The sequence below is a fragment of the Sphingomonas sp. FW306-05-A genome (assembly GCF_058782275.1).
In genome coordinates this window covers 631405-646063 of the sequence record NZ_JBYSXN010000001.1, presented here as the reverse complement: position 1 = coordinate 646063, position 14659 = coordinate 631405, and the positions used below count along the sequence as shown (strand labels likewise).

Annotated in this window: 15 protein-coding genes; 8 read left to right on the top strand and 7 right to left on the bottom strand. The window is 64.9% G+C overall.

The genetic code is table 11. The features are described from left to right. Positions 1–79: 79 nt before the first annotated feature. Together AC3WJR_RS02995 and AC3WJR_RS02990 are read right to left on the bottom strand one after the other, a co-directional pair. Positions 80–889, bottom strand: a complete 810-nt coding sequence (locus tag AC3WJR_RS02995; protein WP_354279835.1) for a MotA/TolQ/ExbB proton channel family protein — start codon at positions 887–889, stop codon at positions 80–82. Positions 890–957: 68 nt separating this feature from the next. Further along, positions 958–1632 carry an energy transducer TonB gene (locus AC3WJR_RS02990; RefSeq protein ID WP_354279833.1) on the bottom strand — a complete coding sequence of 225 codons (675 nt, stop codon included), beginning with the start codon at positions 1630–1632 and terminating at the stop codon, positions 958–960. Between the two features lie 84 nt (positions 1633–1716). On the opposite strand from AC3WJR_RS02990, the gene AC3WJR_RS02985 reads away from it, so the two are divergent. Next, complete coding sequence (locus tag AC3WJR_RS02985) at positions 1717–2727, top strand: hypothetical protein (RefSeq protein WP_354279831.1); 1011 nt, start codon at positions 1717–1719, stop codon at positions 2725–2727. Positions 2728–2755: 28 nt separating this feature from the next. Here AC3WJR_RS02985 and AC3WJR_RS02980 read toward each other — a convergent pair whose 3' ends face one another. The 3 genes from AC3WJR_RS02980 to AC3WJR_RS02970 form a co-directional block, all read right to left on the bottom strand. Next, positions 2756–3082 (bottom strand): Rossmann fold domain-containing protein, encoded by a 327-nt coding sequence (locus tag AC3WJR_RS02980; RefSeq protein ID WP_492722152.1) that lies wholly within the window; start codon positions 3080–3082, stop codon positions 2756–2758. 7 nt (positions 3083–3089) lie between these two features. Then, positions 3090–3461 carry a dihydroneopterin aldolase gene (locus tag AC3WJR_RS02975; protein ID WP_492722150.1) on the bottom strand — a complete coding sequence of 124 codons (372 nt, stop codon included), beginning with the start codon at positions 3459–3461 and terminating at the stop codon, positions 3090–3092. 75 nt (positions 3462–3536) lie between these two features. Further along, positions 3537–4169, bottom strand: a complete 633-nt coding sequence (locus tag AC3WJR_RS02970; RefSeq protein ID WP_492722148.1) for a glutathione S-transferase family protein — start codon at positions 4167–4169, stop codon at positions 3537–3539. 169 nt (positions 4170–4338) lie between these two features. Between AC3WJR_RS02970 and AC3WJR_RS02965 the strand changes: the two genes are divergently transcribed. The 4 genes from AC3WJR_RS02965 to AC3WJR_RS02950 all read left to right on the top strand — a co-directional run bounded on the left by AC3WJR_RS02965 (position 4339) and on the right by AC3WJR_RS02950 (position 7251). After that, positions 4339–4803 carry a GNAT family N-acetyltransferase gene (locus AC3WJR_RS02965; protein ID WP_492724130.1) on the top strand — a complete coding sequence of 155 codons (465 nt, stop codon included), beginning with the start codon at positions 4339–4341 and terminating at the stop codon, positions 4801–4803. A gap of 68 nt (positions 4804–4871) precedes the next feature. Further along, on the top strand, positions 4872–5438 hold the full coding sequence (locus tag AC3WJR_RS02960; RefSeq protein WP_492722146.1) for a DUF1285 domain-containing protein: 567 nt from the start codon (positions 4872–4874) through the stop codon (positions 5436–5438). Next, positions 5435–6034, top strand: coding sequence for a CoA pyrophosphatase (locus AC3WJR_RS02955; protein ID WP_492722145.1), 600 nt, complete (start codon positions 5435–5437; stop codon positions 6032–6034). The genes AC3WJR_RS02960 and AC3WJR_RS02955 overlap by 4 nt, the downstream gene beginning before the upstream one ends. Continuing rightward, positions 6022–7251 (top strand): CCA tRNA nucleotidyltransferase, encoded by a 1230-nt coding sequence (locus AC3WJR_RS02950; RefSeq protein WP_492722143.1) that lies wholly within the window; start codon positions 6022–6024, stop codon positions 7249–7251. The genes AC3WJR_RS02955 and AC3WJR_RS02950 overlap by 13 nt, the downstream gene beginning before the upstream one ends. Here AC3WJR_RS02950 and AC3WJR_RS02945 read toward each other — a convergent pair. Both AC3WJR_RS02945 and parC read right to left on the bottom strand, forming a co-directional pair. Beyond that, a complete protein-coding gene (locus AC3WJR_RS02945; protein ID WP_354279819.1) occupies positions 7221–8936 on the bottom strand; it encodes a putative bifunctional diguanylate cyclase/phosphodiesterase in 1716 nt (571 codons plus the stop codon). The two genes, AC3WJR_RS02950 and AC3WJR_RS02945, sit on opposite strands and share 31 nt — an antisense overlap. A gap of 223 nt (positions 8937–9159) precedes the next feature. Further along, entirely contained in the window at positions 9160–11421 is a 2262-nt protein-coding gene (parC, locus tag AC3WJR_RS02940; RefSeq protein ID WP_492722141.1) for a DNA topoisomerase IV subunit A, read from the bottom strand. Positions 11422–11524: 103 nt separating this feature from the next. On the opposite strand from parC, the gene AC3WJR_RS02935 reads away from it, so the two are divergent. The 3 genes from AC3WJR_RS02935 to purC all read left to right on the top strand — a co-directional run bounded on the left by AC3WJR_RS02935 (position 11525) and on the right by purC (position 14534). Then, on the top strand, positions 11525–12424 hold the full coding sequence (locus AC3WJR_RS02935; RefSeq protein ID WP_492722139.1) for an alpha/beta hydrolase: 900 nt from the start codon (positions 11525–11527) through the stop codon (positions 12422–12424). After that, entirely contained in the window at positions 12421–13635 is a 1215-nt protein-coding gene (gene kynU / locus AC3WJR_RS02930) for a kynureninase (protein ID WP_492722137.1), read from the top strand. Before AC3WJR_RS02935 ends, kynU begins: the two co-directional genes overlap by 4 nt. Before the next feature lie 119 nt (positions 13636–13754). Then, the gene (gene purC, locus AC3WJR_RS02925) at positions 13755–14534 is read left to right on the top strand and encodes a phosphoribosylaminoimidazolesuccinocarboxamide synthase (RefSeq protein ID WP_354279811.1); all 780 of its coding nucleotides are present in this window, start codon (positions 13755–13757) and stop codon (positions 14532–14534) included. Positions 14535–14659 lie beyond the last annotated feature (125 nt).

Sequence of the window (14659 nt, the reverse complement as noted above, 5' to 3'; positions counted from 1 at the left end):
TCCGTATCAGTCAGGCCACCCGGCACGTCCGAGTGGCTAGAAAAGCGGGGTCGCCCGGTTGGACGACCCCGTATCGTCCTTAGACGCGCGTCTGGACGCCACCTGCCTGGCCGGCAGTCGTCGTGCCGGGAGCAGCCGCCTTCGTGCCACCAACGACCGCTGCACCCTTGACCGGTGCCGCTGCGCGCGTTGCTGCCGGGCGAACTGCGCCGTCCGAAGCGAGGTAGCCGAGAACGTCGGTCGAGAACGCGCTCAGGTGCTCTGCAATCGCCTTGTTGCGGCGCTGCAGGTAGTTGAACGCGAGCACTGCGGGAACCGCGACGACCAGACCGAAAGCGGTCATGATCAGCGACTCACCGACCGGGCCTGCGACCTTGTCGATCGATGCCTGGCCAGCCTGGCCGATGCCGATCAGTGCGCGGTAAATACCAAGCACCGTACCGAACAGACCGACGAACGGTGCGGTTGCGCCGACCGTTGCGAGGAAGGCGAGACCGCCGCCCAGCTGCGAGTTGATGATGGCTTCCGAACGCGAGAGCGAACCGTGGAGCCAGTCATGTGCCTCGACCGGATCGGTCAGGCGGCCGTGCTGCTCCTGAGCGGCCAGGCCGTCATCGACGATCTGCTTGTAAGCCGAGTTCTTCTCGAGCTTGGCAGCGCCTTCCTTCAGCGAGTTCGAATTCCAGAAGGTTGCCCGGACGCGACGGCCCTGGTTGATGATCTTCTGCTGCTCGAAAATCTTGGTGAACAGGATGTAGAGCGTGAAGAACAGGAAGATCGTCAGGATCGCAGCGGTCGTCCACGTGACGGGGCCGCCCTGCTTCATCGCGTTCATGAAGCCGAAATTGTCTGCAGCCGAACCTTCGGCAGCGAGGATGATAATGGACATTAGAGGACTTCCTTCTCGACAAGATCACCATGGGGCCCCTTCGCAGGCCCTCACGGCTAGGATTGGGTTTATTCTGGCAGACGCCAAACGACGTTGCGCGACTGGCCGCTGGTCCGCATCGGCGCACCGTTCTGATCCAGCGCAGGCGAATAGCGCCCACGCCGCGTCAACGCGCTACAGGCTGCGCGATCGAGCGACGAGTTGCCGCTGGATGCGACGATCGTGCAATTCTCGACGCGGCCTGCCGGGCTGATGTCCCAACGGATCTTGGTCGTGCCCTGTGCTTCCGCACTCAGCGCGTCCGACGGGTAATCGTCGTTCGTGATCCAGTCGGCCGGGTTCCCCTTGGGTCCTGCCGCCTTGCTGACGGTCGGTGCCGCAGGCGGTGCCGGAACCGGCACGGGAGCCGGCGCAGCAGCCACGACCGTGATGGGCGCGGATGGCGGCGGGGTGATGACGGTGGTGACCGGCGGCGGCGGAGCCTGCACGCGCACGATCGGCGGCGGCGACACGACCGGCGGGGTCTGCAGCTGCGGCTGTTCGGGCGGCGGGGGCGGCGGCTTGTCAGGCGGCGGTGGTGGCGGCTCGACGACGTCGAACGTGTTTAACTTCTCGGTAACCTTCTTGATATATTTGAAGGTCAGACCGTTCACGAAGCCCCACGCGAACAGTGCGACGATGACCGAAACGATCACGATCGACACGGCGCGGCTGCCACTTGTATTGCGATCAGCGTAAGCCATTCAGAAACGAAACTCCTCTATTCCGGCACGACGGTCCAAGCCCGATCCGTAACGTCCGCTCGTTATCCGGCCTGTCATGGGTTAATGTATCCTGGACAGGCCCTAACCTCTATCGCGCCAAAAACCACGACGCAAACGCTTTGTCTGACGCAACAAACGTACAAGCTATGCATGGCAGAATTATTTCTGTTTAAAACTGGCACGGTCGGGTATCGGATACGCATGAACTACGTTCCCAAATGGCTGCTTGCTACCTGTCTTCTCGCAACCGCTTCCAGTCTTGCTGCAATGCAGCAAACACCACCGAAGGCGCTGGAATCCGCGGTTTCTCCTTCGTTAACCGCAGTACCCTATTCGGATTACGCCGACCTGGTGGTGGCCTCGCCCGTGATCGTCGACGCGACGGTTCGAAGCGAAGTCCGGCTGAAACCGGCGGAAGCTCCAAATGTCCCACAAAATGCCGTGCGACTGTACATCGAGGCCGATGTGACGGCTTTGATTCGTGGAACCGGAGCCGTGCCGCCGAGAATCGGGTATACGATCGACGTGCCATTGGATTCGCGCGGTCGTCCTCCACGGTACCGCAAGATGCGCGTGTTGCTGTTCGCGCGCGGTGTCGCGAACAACCAGGGGCAGATCCAGTTGGTCCGCTCCGATGCCCAGCGCAACTGGACCGCGAGCAACGAGGCGCTGACACGGCGGATCGTTCGCGAAGTGCTCGCACCGGATACGCCACCGACCGTCACTGGAATTGGCAACGCGTTCTACACCTCGGGCGACCTGCCGGGCGAAGGCGAGACGCAGATCTTCCTTACGACCGCAGACCACCGCCCGATTTCGCTCAACGTACAGCGTCGTCCTGATCAGCCGCCGCGCTGGTCGGTGGCGCTCAGCGAAGTCGTCGATCAGTCCGCGCCGCCCCCGCCGCGTGATACGCTGCTGTGGTATCGTCTGGCATGCAGCCTTCCCGCAACGTTGCCTGACGCCGCGCTGCACGGCAGCGAAGCCGACAATGCGATCGTGGCCGAGGATTACGCCACCATCATGAGCGGCCTCGGCAGTTGTGGTCGCGCAGCGGGGCGCACCGGCGCGTAGGACGCCTCGACGGAACCGTGTCCGCGGGTCAGGTTACCCGCAGGGACTGTCCCGTAATGGAGCATGCCGACGCGAGATACTGCCCCGCCGCGATGACGCGTTCGGACGCGGCGTTCGTAGTCACGTCGATCACAGCGATTCGCCGCGGTGCCAGTTCGATCGCGAGAGGCCCCAGCGCCGCCAACAGCATCGCACGATCGATCGCGGACACGTCAGGCAGGATCAGGACGATGACCGCGTCGTCGGGCGATACTGTCCGCAACGATGCTAGCACATCGGTCAAGGCGACAGTTGCATCCGCCACGACCACCGCAGCCTGCCCCGCCAGTGCTGCTGCGACCGCGTTGCTCAGCACCGCGACGTCACCGCCGATGCCGCGTCAGCGTGATCCCGATCGATTCGCCCGCTTCCGCAATCGCGAGCTTGACGATCGTCACCTCGACCCGGGTCACGCGCTTGTCCTGCAGGAACAGCGTCTCGCAAATGTGATCCGCCACCGCCTCGATCAGCGTGAAGTGGACGCCTTCCGGCAACGCCGTCGTCGCGGCGTGCTTGAGATCGAGATAGTTTTTGGACGCGCTGAGCGGCGTGTCCGGCGTATAGCGCTCGGGTATCGTCAGATCGACCGTCAGCGAGATGCGCAGCGGCTGCGGCAGATGTGTTTCCTCTGAATAGATGCCGGTCAGCACCTGCACTTCGAGGTCGTGCACGTTCAGCGTCAATCGGTCGTCCAAGGGAAGCCCTTCATTCGGTCGCGTCTAAGGAATGTCGGCGCGCCATAGCAGATCGATGCGGCAGGGGAACCGTGCTCACGCGGCAGCGCCGGGCCGCGCGGTCGCCGCAGCATGCCAGCGCGCCACATGGCTGGCCCGATCCGGCAGCGTCAACCGCACCGCCTTGGCGAAATCCACCGTCACCAACGCCGAAATGTCCGCAAAGCTATACGCTTCCGTGGCGATCCACGAACGGCTTGCAAGGTGCGTATCCAGCCCGAGCATGAACGCGTCCCACATCAAACGCCCGCGCTCAACCAGTTCAGGAATCTGCGGAATTGCCGGCCACTTCCCCGCCACGCCGCGATCCCGAAACGCCGCGCGCTGATTGCGAAGCACATAAACGACTGCGGCATAGGCTTCGTTCTCGATCCGCCGGGTCCAGCTTTCGATCCGCGCGATGTCACGCGGGGTTTCGCCGAACAGGGCGGATGGATCTCCCATTGCTTCAAAATACCGACAGATCGCCGCGGACTCGCACAGGACTTCGCCATCGTCGAATTGCAGCGCCGGGACGATCCCGCGTGGGTTCATCGCGAGATAGGCTTCGCTGAACTGTTCGTCCTCGCGCAAGTCAATCACCGCGCGCTCGACCGTGATCTGCTTTTCCGCCAAATAGATCCGGACGCGCCGCGGGCTCGGGGCCCAGTCGGCATCGAAGAGTTTCATGGCGAAGACTCCTTCTTTCTTGCGTTCGCCCGCGCGAAGGCTAAAGCGCGCGGCCCCGTCGGTCCATCCGGGACTGTACGGCGGTGAGGACACGCCTGTGGTCGCCCCCAAGATCGACAGCCCGATCGATATCGTACCGATTGCGCACATCGCCGCCGAACGCGTCGAGATGCTGCTCGATCACGCGTTCGGCGCGGCGCGTCACGAGCGCACCGCCTACCGTATTCGCGCGGGGATGTCGGTGATTCCCGAGGCGAGCTTCGCGGCGCTGTCCGGCACGCTACTGCTCGGCACGATCCAGTGCTGGCCGATCCGCTTCGCTGGCGATGACGCGACCGATGTGGATATGCTGCAGATCGGTCCGGTCGCGGTCGACCCCGCACACCAACAGGGCGGGATCGGCAGGATGCTGACCAGTTACGCGCTCGATGCTGCGGCGGGGCATCACTTGGCCGATGCCATGACGCTGATCGGCGACCCAGAATATTACGGGCGCTTCTTCGGTTTCGATGCCAGCCGGACGACGCTGTGGCGCGTGCCCGGACCGGTCGAGCGGCATCGCCTGCTGGCACGCGGCAGCGCCGTGCCCGACCGCGCCGGGATCCTCGGTCCCCGCATCCACGCGCTGGCCTGAGCGACCTTCGGGCTGCGCCGCTCAGGCATCGCTTTACGCCTGCACCGCGCTGTCCTACCGCCTGCGACATGCCCATGGAGCCGATCCCCGACCTTTCATCCCTATCGCTCGCCGACATTGCCCGGCTGGCGCAGGACCATAAGCTGCCGCCGATAGAGCGTTGGAACCCGACGCATTGTGGCGACAGCGAAATGCGGATCGCGCGCGATGGCACGTGGTTTCACCAGGGCTCGCCGATCGGCCGACCCGCGATGGTTCGCCTGTTCTCGACGATCCTCCGGCGCGAGGCGGATGGCAGCTATGTGCTCGTCACGCCCGTCGAAAAGCTCGACATCGAGGTCGAGGATGCACCGTTCGTCGCGGTCGAAATGAAGGTGGAGCGCGACGGCCGCGATGCGATTCTGGTGTTTAAACTCAATACCGGCGACATCGTCACCGCGGATGCGGAGCACCCGCTGCGCTTCGAACACCGCGAGGACGGGCCACGCCCGTATCTGCACGTCCGCGGCGGGCTGGATGCGGTAATCGGGCGGACGGTTTATTACGATCTGGCCCAGCGCGCGATCGATGGCCGCGACGCGCCCCCCGGCGTGTGGAGCGCCGGAACCTTTTTTCCGATCGAGCCAGCGGAATGACTCTCGTCTCGCGACTGGGGCAAGCGCTTTCGAGCGGGCCCGCGATCGACGCCGTGTTGCTGACCGGCGACCATGTCGACCATGATCCGCTGCCGTCTGCGCTCACGCAGGCGGCGGTACTGGTGCCCGTGACCGACCGCGCCGAACCCGGCGTGATCCTGACGCGGCGGACCGATACGATGACGCGTCATGCAGGTCAGGTCGCCTTCCCCGGTGGCCGGATCGACCCCGGCGATCCAGACGCGATCGCGGCGGCACTACGCGAGGCCGAAGAAGAGATCGCCCTCCCCCGCGACGCCGTGCGCGTCGTCGGCGAAGCGGACCGCTATCGCACCGTCACCGGTTTCGAAGTGACGCCGGTCATTGGCGTGGTGCCGCCCGATCTGGTCTTCACCCCCAACCCCACCGAGGTTGCCGCGGTGTTCGAAGTCCCGCTCAGCTTCCTGCTCGATTCGGGCAACCACATCGAGGCCAGCGTCGAATGGCAGGGGCGCAACCGCCATTATCACGAGATCTTCTGGGAAGAACACCGGATCTGGGGCGCGACCGCTGCGATGATCGTCAACCTGTCGCGGAGGCTGCGGTGGAACGCGTGACCCTTCCCCCTGCTGCTTGGCGCGACCGGGCAGAGTTGCAGGAGCTGTGCCGCGTTCTCCGAGCGGACGCGGGGGATACGCGCGTCGTCGGCGGCGCAGTGCGCGATACGCTGCTCGGCTGTGCGGTGTCGGATATCGATCTGGCGACGCGACAGGCGCCCGAAGACGTTCTCGCGGCGCTCCAGCGTGCGCGGATCAAGGCGGTGCCGACCGGCCTTGCACACGGCACGATCACCGCGGTGCTGGCGGACGGGCCGGTCGAGGTGACGACGCTGCGGCGCGACGTGTCGACCGATGGACGCCACGCGGTCGTCGCCTTCACCGACGATTGGCGCGAGGACGCGGCGCGGCGTGATTTTACGATGAACGCGCTCTATGCCGACCCCGCCACGGGGGAAATCTTCGACTATTTCGGGGGCATCGATGATCTGGCAGCGGGCCGGGTCCGGTTTATCGGGGATCCCTTGCAGCGGATCGCCGAGGATCATTTGCGGATCCTGCGTTTCTTCCGCTTTCACGCGCGCTTTGGCGACGTGCCCGATCCCGACGGTCTCGCCGCCTGCACCGCCCGCGCGAACGACCTGATGGCGCTGTCGCGCGAACGAATCGCGGCAGAGATGCTCAAGCTGCTGGTCGCACGGGGCGCTGTGCCGACGCTCGAGCTGATGATCGCCCACAGCATCCTGCTGCCCGTATTGCCTGAGATCACCGCCGCCGGCGTCGCCAAGATGGCCAAGGTCGCACAACACGAAACGGCAGCCGGTCTGCAGCCCGATCCGCTGCGCCGTCTTGCTGCGCTGCTGCCGCACGATCCTTCCGTGGCCGAAGTCATTGCAAACAGGCTTAAGTTTTCGAACGCTCAGCGTCGGCGCCTGATCCTGGCGCTGAGTGGACCGGAGCGGGAGCCTGGGGACACGCCTCAAACCCTCGCCTATCGCCTTGGTTGCGACGGGGCGCTGGATCGCTGGTTGCTGGCCACGTCGGGTGCAGAGGCGGTGGAGGGCGCGCGCGCGATCGTCGGTTTCGAGATCCCGGCCTTCCCCCTCACCGGTGGCGCGCTGGTCCAACGCGGCGTCGGCAAGGGACCCGATGTCGCGCGGTTATTGCGGCAGGTCGAGAATGCGTGGGTTGCCGAAGGCTTCCCCGATGCCGATCGCACCGCGCAGCTCGCGGACGATGCCGTCGATCAGTGGCAGCGATCGAGCAGCATCGCGTAAGCAGCGTCCGCCTCAAGCGGCCGCGCGAAGAAGTATCCTTGACCGTAGGAGCAGCCAAGCGCGGCGAGCGTCTGCGACAGCTCGACTGTCTCGATCCCCTCGGCGGTGGTCTGCATCCCAAGCGCCTGCGCCAGGCTGAGAATCGCTCGGACGATGGCGATCTTGTCGCGATCCGCGAGCATACCCGTCACGAAGCTGCGGTCGATCTTGAGCACGTCGATCGGCAGTTTCTGCAGATAAGCGAGATTGGAATAGCCCGTTCCGAAATCGTCCATTGCGATCGTCGTGCCCAGCGCCTTGAGCGCGTGCATGATCGTTGCGATCCGATCGGGATCGCTAACCAGCGCACTTTCAGTCAATTCGAGCGTGAAACGGTCCCCATTGAGACCATTGCAGTCGAGCGCCGCCTGGACCACCGGCGCAATCGCGTCGCGCTGCAACTGGATTGCGGACAGGTTGACCGCAAGCTTGATGCCGCAATCCCCGCCGAGGCGCGCATCCCATCCCGCCAGCGTCGCCGCCGCTTCCTGGATCGCCCACCGCCCGAGCGGAACGATCAGCCCGGATTCCTCGGCGACGGGAATGAAATCGTTGGGTGAATATTCGGTCCCGTCCTCCGCGCGCCACCGGGCGAGCGATTCGAAGGCGACGAGCTTGCCGGTCGCGAGATCGATGATCGGCTGATAGCACAGCCGCATCTGTCCACGCTCGATCGCCCGGCGCAGCGCGGTTTCGATGCCGAACTGCTCCCGCGCGATGTCGAACGCCTGAATCTGGTATGCTTCGGACTTGCCCGTCACCTTGGACCGCTTGACCGCGAACTGGGCGTGGCGGATCAATTCTTCCGCATCGTCGATCTCGGCCGCCCCGAAGGCGATGCCGATCGAACAGGCGACCCGGATCTCAAAGTCGGACAAGCGGAATGGCGTCGCCAGCGCGCCGAAAATGCGTTTCGACACGTGATCCGCATCGACTGCGCCATCCTCGAGCGTCAACAGGATCGCGAACTCGTCGCCCCCCGTGCGCGCCAGCACGTCCTGCGCCCGAAGCGCGCCCTTCATGCGCCGCGCGACGGTGATGAGCAGTTCGTCCCCCGCCATTGACCCGAGGCAGGCGTTGACGCGGCTGAACCGGTCGAGATCGATCACCAGAACGGCATATCGTTCTCGCGTCGCGGGGTCCTCGATCAACCCTTCCAGCCGATCGCTGAATCCTGCGCGATTCGGCAGGCCCGTGAGACTGTCGGTCAGCATCTCGCGCCGCAGATTATGTTCGGTGCGCAGTTCCGCGGTTTGGTCGACCAGTGTCAGAATGCAGCGTTGCTCAGGGTTGCGGATCAGCCGCGCGAGGGTCGCCTGGTAATGGCGCCCGTCCACAAGATCGCCGAAATCGATCCGAAATTCAGCGCGCAGGGTTTCGCCCCGGATGAAGGCGGTGATCTGCGGCTCGATCTGCGCGACCAGCGATTGCCGTCGCTCGCCCGGTCCCAGCCCTGCAAGATCGAACGCGGTATTGGAGACCTCGATGCGAACGCCGTCATCCCCAAGGACAACCAGCGCAGCGGGGATCGGCAGCAAATCGATCGCGCGGGACACGAGCATGACCGATAGCGCATTGTTATCAATCATGGTCAGCGCGCTGACCACGGGATCTTCCACCAAGACGGGTTTGGTCCTGAGCGCCATGCATTCGGTAGTAGTGCGCAATAGTTAACAAGCCGCTGCAATCGTACGATTCCACCGTGTGTCGACCATGCCCGTGATGACGGATTTCTTGCCGCATCGGTGCTCAGAACAGGGATGATTTGGTCAACGAAGCCGAGCAGAAAGAACATTGTAGGACGCGGCAAGACCGCGTGAGATGGATCCTACCTCGCGCCTTGCGGCTTCTATGTGCGATCGTATCTGCTCATCCGAAATGATTGTCGCGCGGGAATCCGTTGGGCGGCATGCGCCCCGCAGCACCGCGCGCGGCGCGCCACGCACCAAGATCGGTTTCGGTCCGAACGCGCTTGGTATCGCCGCCCATTTGCCAGCTCAGACCGTTCGCGAAGACGAAGGTGATCGCGTCGGACAGCCCGCCATCCCGGAAGCGCATCAATTGCACCCCCTGCCCCCGCGTCAGTTCGGGAAGTTCGCTTAGCGGGAAGACGAGGAGTCGGCGATTGTCGCCGATCGCCCCGACGTAATCGTCCTCGAGCCCAACCGGCTTGACCAGCTTGAGCTTGGCGCCCAGCCGCGGCGTCACGACCGTCTTACCCTTGCGCGTCTCCGCCAGCGTATCAGCGGTGCGAACGATGAACCCGCGCCCGTCGGTCGCTGCGACGAGCCAGCGGTCGGACTGGCTGGCGCGGAACACGCCGACGATCCCGATGTCGCCGTCGAGATCAATCATCAGCCGGAGCGGCTCGCCAAACCCGCGCCCGCCGGGCAGCTTGTCCGCGGGTAGCGTAAAGAACCGTCCGTTCTCCGCCGCGACGAGGATCTTGTCGGTGGTCTGTGCGTGGAAGTCGAACAGCGGCGCATCGCCGTCCTTGAACTTGACCGCAGCGACCCCGGCGGCATCGACATGCCCCTTCATCGCGCGGATCCAGCCGCGCTGCGACAGGATGACGGTAATCGGCTCGCGCTCGATCATCGCGTCGAGCGGGATGTCGCGCAAAGGCGCCGCCTGCTCGATCGTGGTGCGCCGCTTGCCGAGCGTGGTCTCCGGCCCGTAGCGGTCGCGGAGCTTGCCGAAGTCGCGCTTAAGCCGCGTCCGCTGCCGCGCTTCGCTGCCAAGCAGCGCCTCAAGCCCGGTCCGCTCGGCATCGAGCGTATCGCGCTCCTTGCGCAACTCCATCTCTTCCAGCCGCCGCAGGCTGCGCAACCGCATGTTGAGGATGGCTTCAGCCTGCCGGTCGTTGAGCCCGAACTCGGCGATCATCACCGGCTTGGGCTCGTCCTCGGTGCGGATGATCTCGATCACGCGGTCAAGGTTGAGATAGGCGACGATATAGCCGTCGAGCAGCTCGATCCGGTCGGCAATCTTCCCCAGCCGGTGCGCCGTACGCCGCTGGAGCACGATGAACTGGTGCGTGATCCACTCGTTGAGCGCCTCGGCGAGACTCATCACGCGCGGCGTCCGGCTTGCATCAAGCACGTTGAGGTTGAGACTGAAGCGCGTCTCGAGGTCGGACAGCTTGAACAGGCTCTCCATCAGCACGACGGGATCGACGGTGCGGCTGCGCGGTTCGATCACGATGCGGATCACCGCGTCCGATTCGTCGCGGACGTCCGCCATGATCGGCAGCTTCTTGTCGTTGACGATCGCGGCGAGCTGCTCGATCAGCTTGCCCTTCTGCACGCCGTACGGAATTTCGGTGACGATCGCGGTCCACGTGCCGCGCCCAAGATCCTCGACTTGCCAGCGCGCGCGCACGCGGAACCCACCGCGTCCGGTCGCATAGCTCTCCGCGATCGCGGCGGGCGAATCGACGACGAGCCCGCCGGTCGGGAAATCGGGCCCGCGAACGTGATCCAGGATGTTGAACCCGGTCAGATCCCCCGACCGGTCGATCAGCGCGATCGCGGCGTCGTACAGTTCGGCGACATTGTGCGGCGGGATGTTGGTGGCCATGCCGACCGCGATCCCCGCCGCGCCATTGGCGAGCAGGTTGGGGAAGGCGCCGGGGAACAGCTCGGGTTCCTGTTCCTCATTATTGTAGGTCGGCTTGAACGCGACCGCGTCCTCGTCGAGCCCCGCCATCAGGTCGATCGCGACCTGCGTCAGCCGGGCTTCGGTGTACCGGAACGCAGCGGCGTTATCCCCGTCGATATTGCCGAAATTGCCCTGCCCCTCGACCAGCGGATAGCGGACCGAGAAATCCTGCGCGAGCCGGACCATCGCGTCATAGACCGACTGGTCGCCGTGCGGATGGTATTTGCCGATCACTTCGCCGACGACGCGTGCCGATTTCTTGAATGCGGTGCCCGGGTCCATCCGCAGCGCGCGCATCGCCCACAGCAAGCGGCGATGCACCGGCTTCATCCCGTCGCGCAGATCGGGGAGCGAGCGCGCAGTGATCGTCGACAGCGCATAGACCAGATACCGATCCGACAGCGCGCTATCGAACGGTGCGTCGGCGATCGCATTGAAGGGGTCGTTGGGGTCGATGATGTCGGTCGCCATCTGTTCCGGTTAGCAGGCCGGGGCCGCCCCCGTCCACCGCGACTCATCCGATCACCATGACACCCCTTCGACAAGCGCGCGGGGGCGTCGTATCGATACGGGGATGCTCAGATTCGCCCTCGCCGCCGCCGCGTTGCTCACCCCCGTCGCGGTTGCCGCGCAGGATGCCCCCAAACCCCTGCTGACCTGGCCCGACCTAGTCGAACGCGAGAAGCCTGCGCCCGATGCGACGGTCGATTACGGAACCGATCCCTATCAGAAGGTCGACGTGTGGGTGCCGCAGGGCAAGGGGCCCTTCCCGACCGTGCTGATGGTTCACGGGGGTTGCTGGACGACCAGCATCGCGGACCGCAGTCTGATGAACTGGATCGCGGACGATCTGCGCAAGGATGGCATCGCGGTTTGGAACATCGACTATCGCGGGGTCGATCGGCCGGGCGGTGGCTATCCGGGGACCTTCACAGATGCGGCGGCGGCGGCGGATGCGTTGAAGACCAACGCGCGCAAATATCACCTCGATGCGAAGCATGTGGTCGCCGTCGGGCATTCGGCGGGCGGGCATCTCGCCTTGTGGCTCGCCGCGCGCGGGAAGATCGCGCGGACGAGCCCGCTTTACACCCGGTCGCCGCTCAAGATTGCCCATGCAATCAGTCTCGGCGGACTTCCTGATCTCGAGGCCACCGCCGCCAGCCCGGATAATGGCTGCGGGGTCGAGGTGGTCGGCAAGCTCGTTGGGGCACCCGGTTCACGCCCCGACGTCTATGCGGACACATCGGTGCCGCGCCTGCTGCCGATCGGCGTGACGCAGGATCTCGTCAACGGGCAGGACGACAAGATCATTCCGCGGCGGATGGGGACCGACTACGTCGCCGCCGCGCGCGGCAAAGGCGATCGCGCCGCGTTGCACGTCGTCGCGCAAACCGGGCACGTCGAACTGGTCGCGCCCGAAACCGCTGCCTGGGCGACGACCAAGCGCCTGATCCGCGCGGCTTTCGCGAAATGACCCCCGCCGAAGCCCAAGCCCGCGATGCCGCCGATCCGCTTCGGGCGTATCGCGATGCGTTTCATATCCCTGCAGGCGTGATCTATCTCGACGGCAATTCGCTGGGGCCGCTGCCGCGAACGACCCCGGCGGCGCTTGCCGACATGGCGGAGCGCCAATGGGGCGATCGGCTGATTCGCAGCTGGAACGAAGGCTGGATCGAGGCCCCGCGCCGTGTCGGCGCCAAGATCGCTCGGCTGATCGGCGCGGCCGAGGACGAAGTGATCGTTGCCGATTCGACCTCGGTCAATCTGTTCAAACTGCTTGTTGCCGCGCTGCGCCACGCGACCCCGCGCGGGACGATCCTGAGCGAGACGGGAAACTTCCCGACCGACCTGCACATCGCAGAGGGCGCGGTCGGCTGTGTCCCCGGCGCACGTCTCCACTCGGTCGCGCGTGACCAGTTGGCGACATCGCTCGACAGCGAGACCGCGCTGCTGATGCTGACGCACGTCCATTACAAAACATCCGAATGTTTCGATATGTTAGCGTGGTCCGCGAAGGCACGTGAGAATGGTGCTTTAACCCTATGGGATCTCAGCCATAGCGTCGGCGCGATTCCGATCGACCTCAACGGTGCCGGGGCGGATATGGCGGTCGGCTGTGGCTACAAATATCTTAATGGCGGCCCAGGCGCGCCCGCGTTCCTCTACGTATCGAGGCGCCTGCAAGACACGCTCGCCAGTCCGTTGTCGGGTTGGATGGGGCATGCGGCACCGTTCGGATTCGCCGACGCCTATGCCCCCGCCCCCGGCATGACGCGCTGGCTTGCGGGGACGCCGCCGATGCTCGGGATGGCGGCGCTGGAAGCCGGCCTCGATATCTGGCGCGACGTCGACCAGCAGCAGGTCGCGGAGAAGAGCGCGGCCTTGTTCGACACGCTGGCAGCGATCGGCGCGGCGGCCGGACTGGAATGCGTCAGCCCCGCGGACCCGGCAAGACGCGGAAGCCACATCTCGTTCCGTCATCCCGATGCCTATGCCATCTGCCAGGCGCTGATCGACCGCGGCGTGATCGGCGACTTCCGCGATCCCGACATCTTGCGGTTCGGCCTGACGCCTTTGTATCTCGGCTTTGCGGACGTCGTTCGGGCGGGCGAGATCCTGGGCGAAATCGTGTCGAGCGGTGCCTACCGCGATCCAGCGTATCAGGCGCGCAACGCGGTTACGTAAACGCCTGCCAAGCGATTGATTGCACCCCCGGCATCGATCCGGTATAGGCGTGATCTTCCCGCCCCGGCCCGCGTGATCCGCGTTGCCGGGGCCGCTCATTTCCAGGGGTTAGCGCAAACATGGCACGCCGCCGCCAGATCTACGAAGGCAAGGCCAAGATCCTGTACGAGGGTCCTGAGCCGGGTACGCTGATCCAGTATTTCAAGGACGATGCCACCGCTTTCAATGCCCAGAAAAAGGGCACGATCAGCGGCAAGGGCGTACTGAACAACCGGATTTCCGAGCATGTCTTCACGCTGCTCGGCGCGATCGGGGTGCCCACCCACTTCATCCGTCGCCTCAACATGCGCGAGCAGCTGATTCGCCAGGTCGAGATCATTCCGATCGAAGTCGTCGTCCGCAACGTCGCAGCCGGGTCGATCTCGACTCGCCTCGGGATCGAGGAAGGCACGCAGCTGCCGCGCACGATCATCGAATATTATTACAAGGACGATGCGCTCGGCGATCCGATGATCACCGACGAGCATATCGCCGCCTTCGGCTGGGCCGGTCAGGAAGAAATGGCCGACATCGCCGACCTGGCGATTCGCGTGAACGATTTCCTGTGCGGCCTGTTCGCCGGGATCGGCATCCGTCTGGTCGACTTCAAGCTCGAATTCGGGCGGGTGTGGGACAATGATTATCCGCGCGTGATCCTCGCCGACGAAATCAGCCCCGATGGTTGCCGTCTGTGGGACATGACGACCAACGAGAAGCTCGACAAGGATCGCTTCCGTCGCGACCTCGGCGGTGAAGTCGAGGCGTATCAGGAAGTCGCCCGCCGGCTCGGGCTGTTGCCCGAGGAAGCCGATGGCGCGGTGCTCGACATGGAACAGCACCGGCTCAACAAGGGTAAGTAAGCCGCGGGGCTTGCTTCACCTTACTTCTTCCCCGGGCAGGCCGGGGCCCAGGCGGACAGGTTCTGGTAACGGGTACAGCGCCCGCCATAACCCGCCCTCGACTGGGCCCCGGCCTTCGCCGGGGA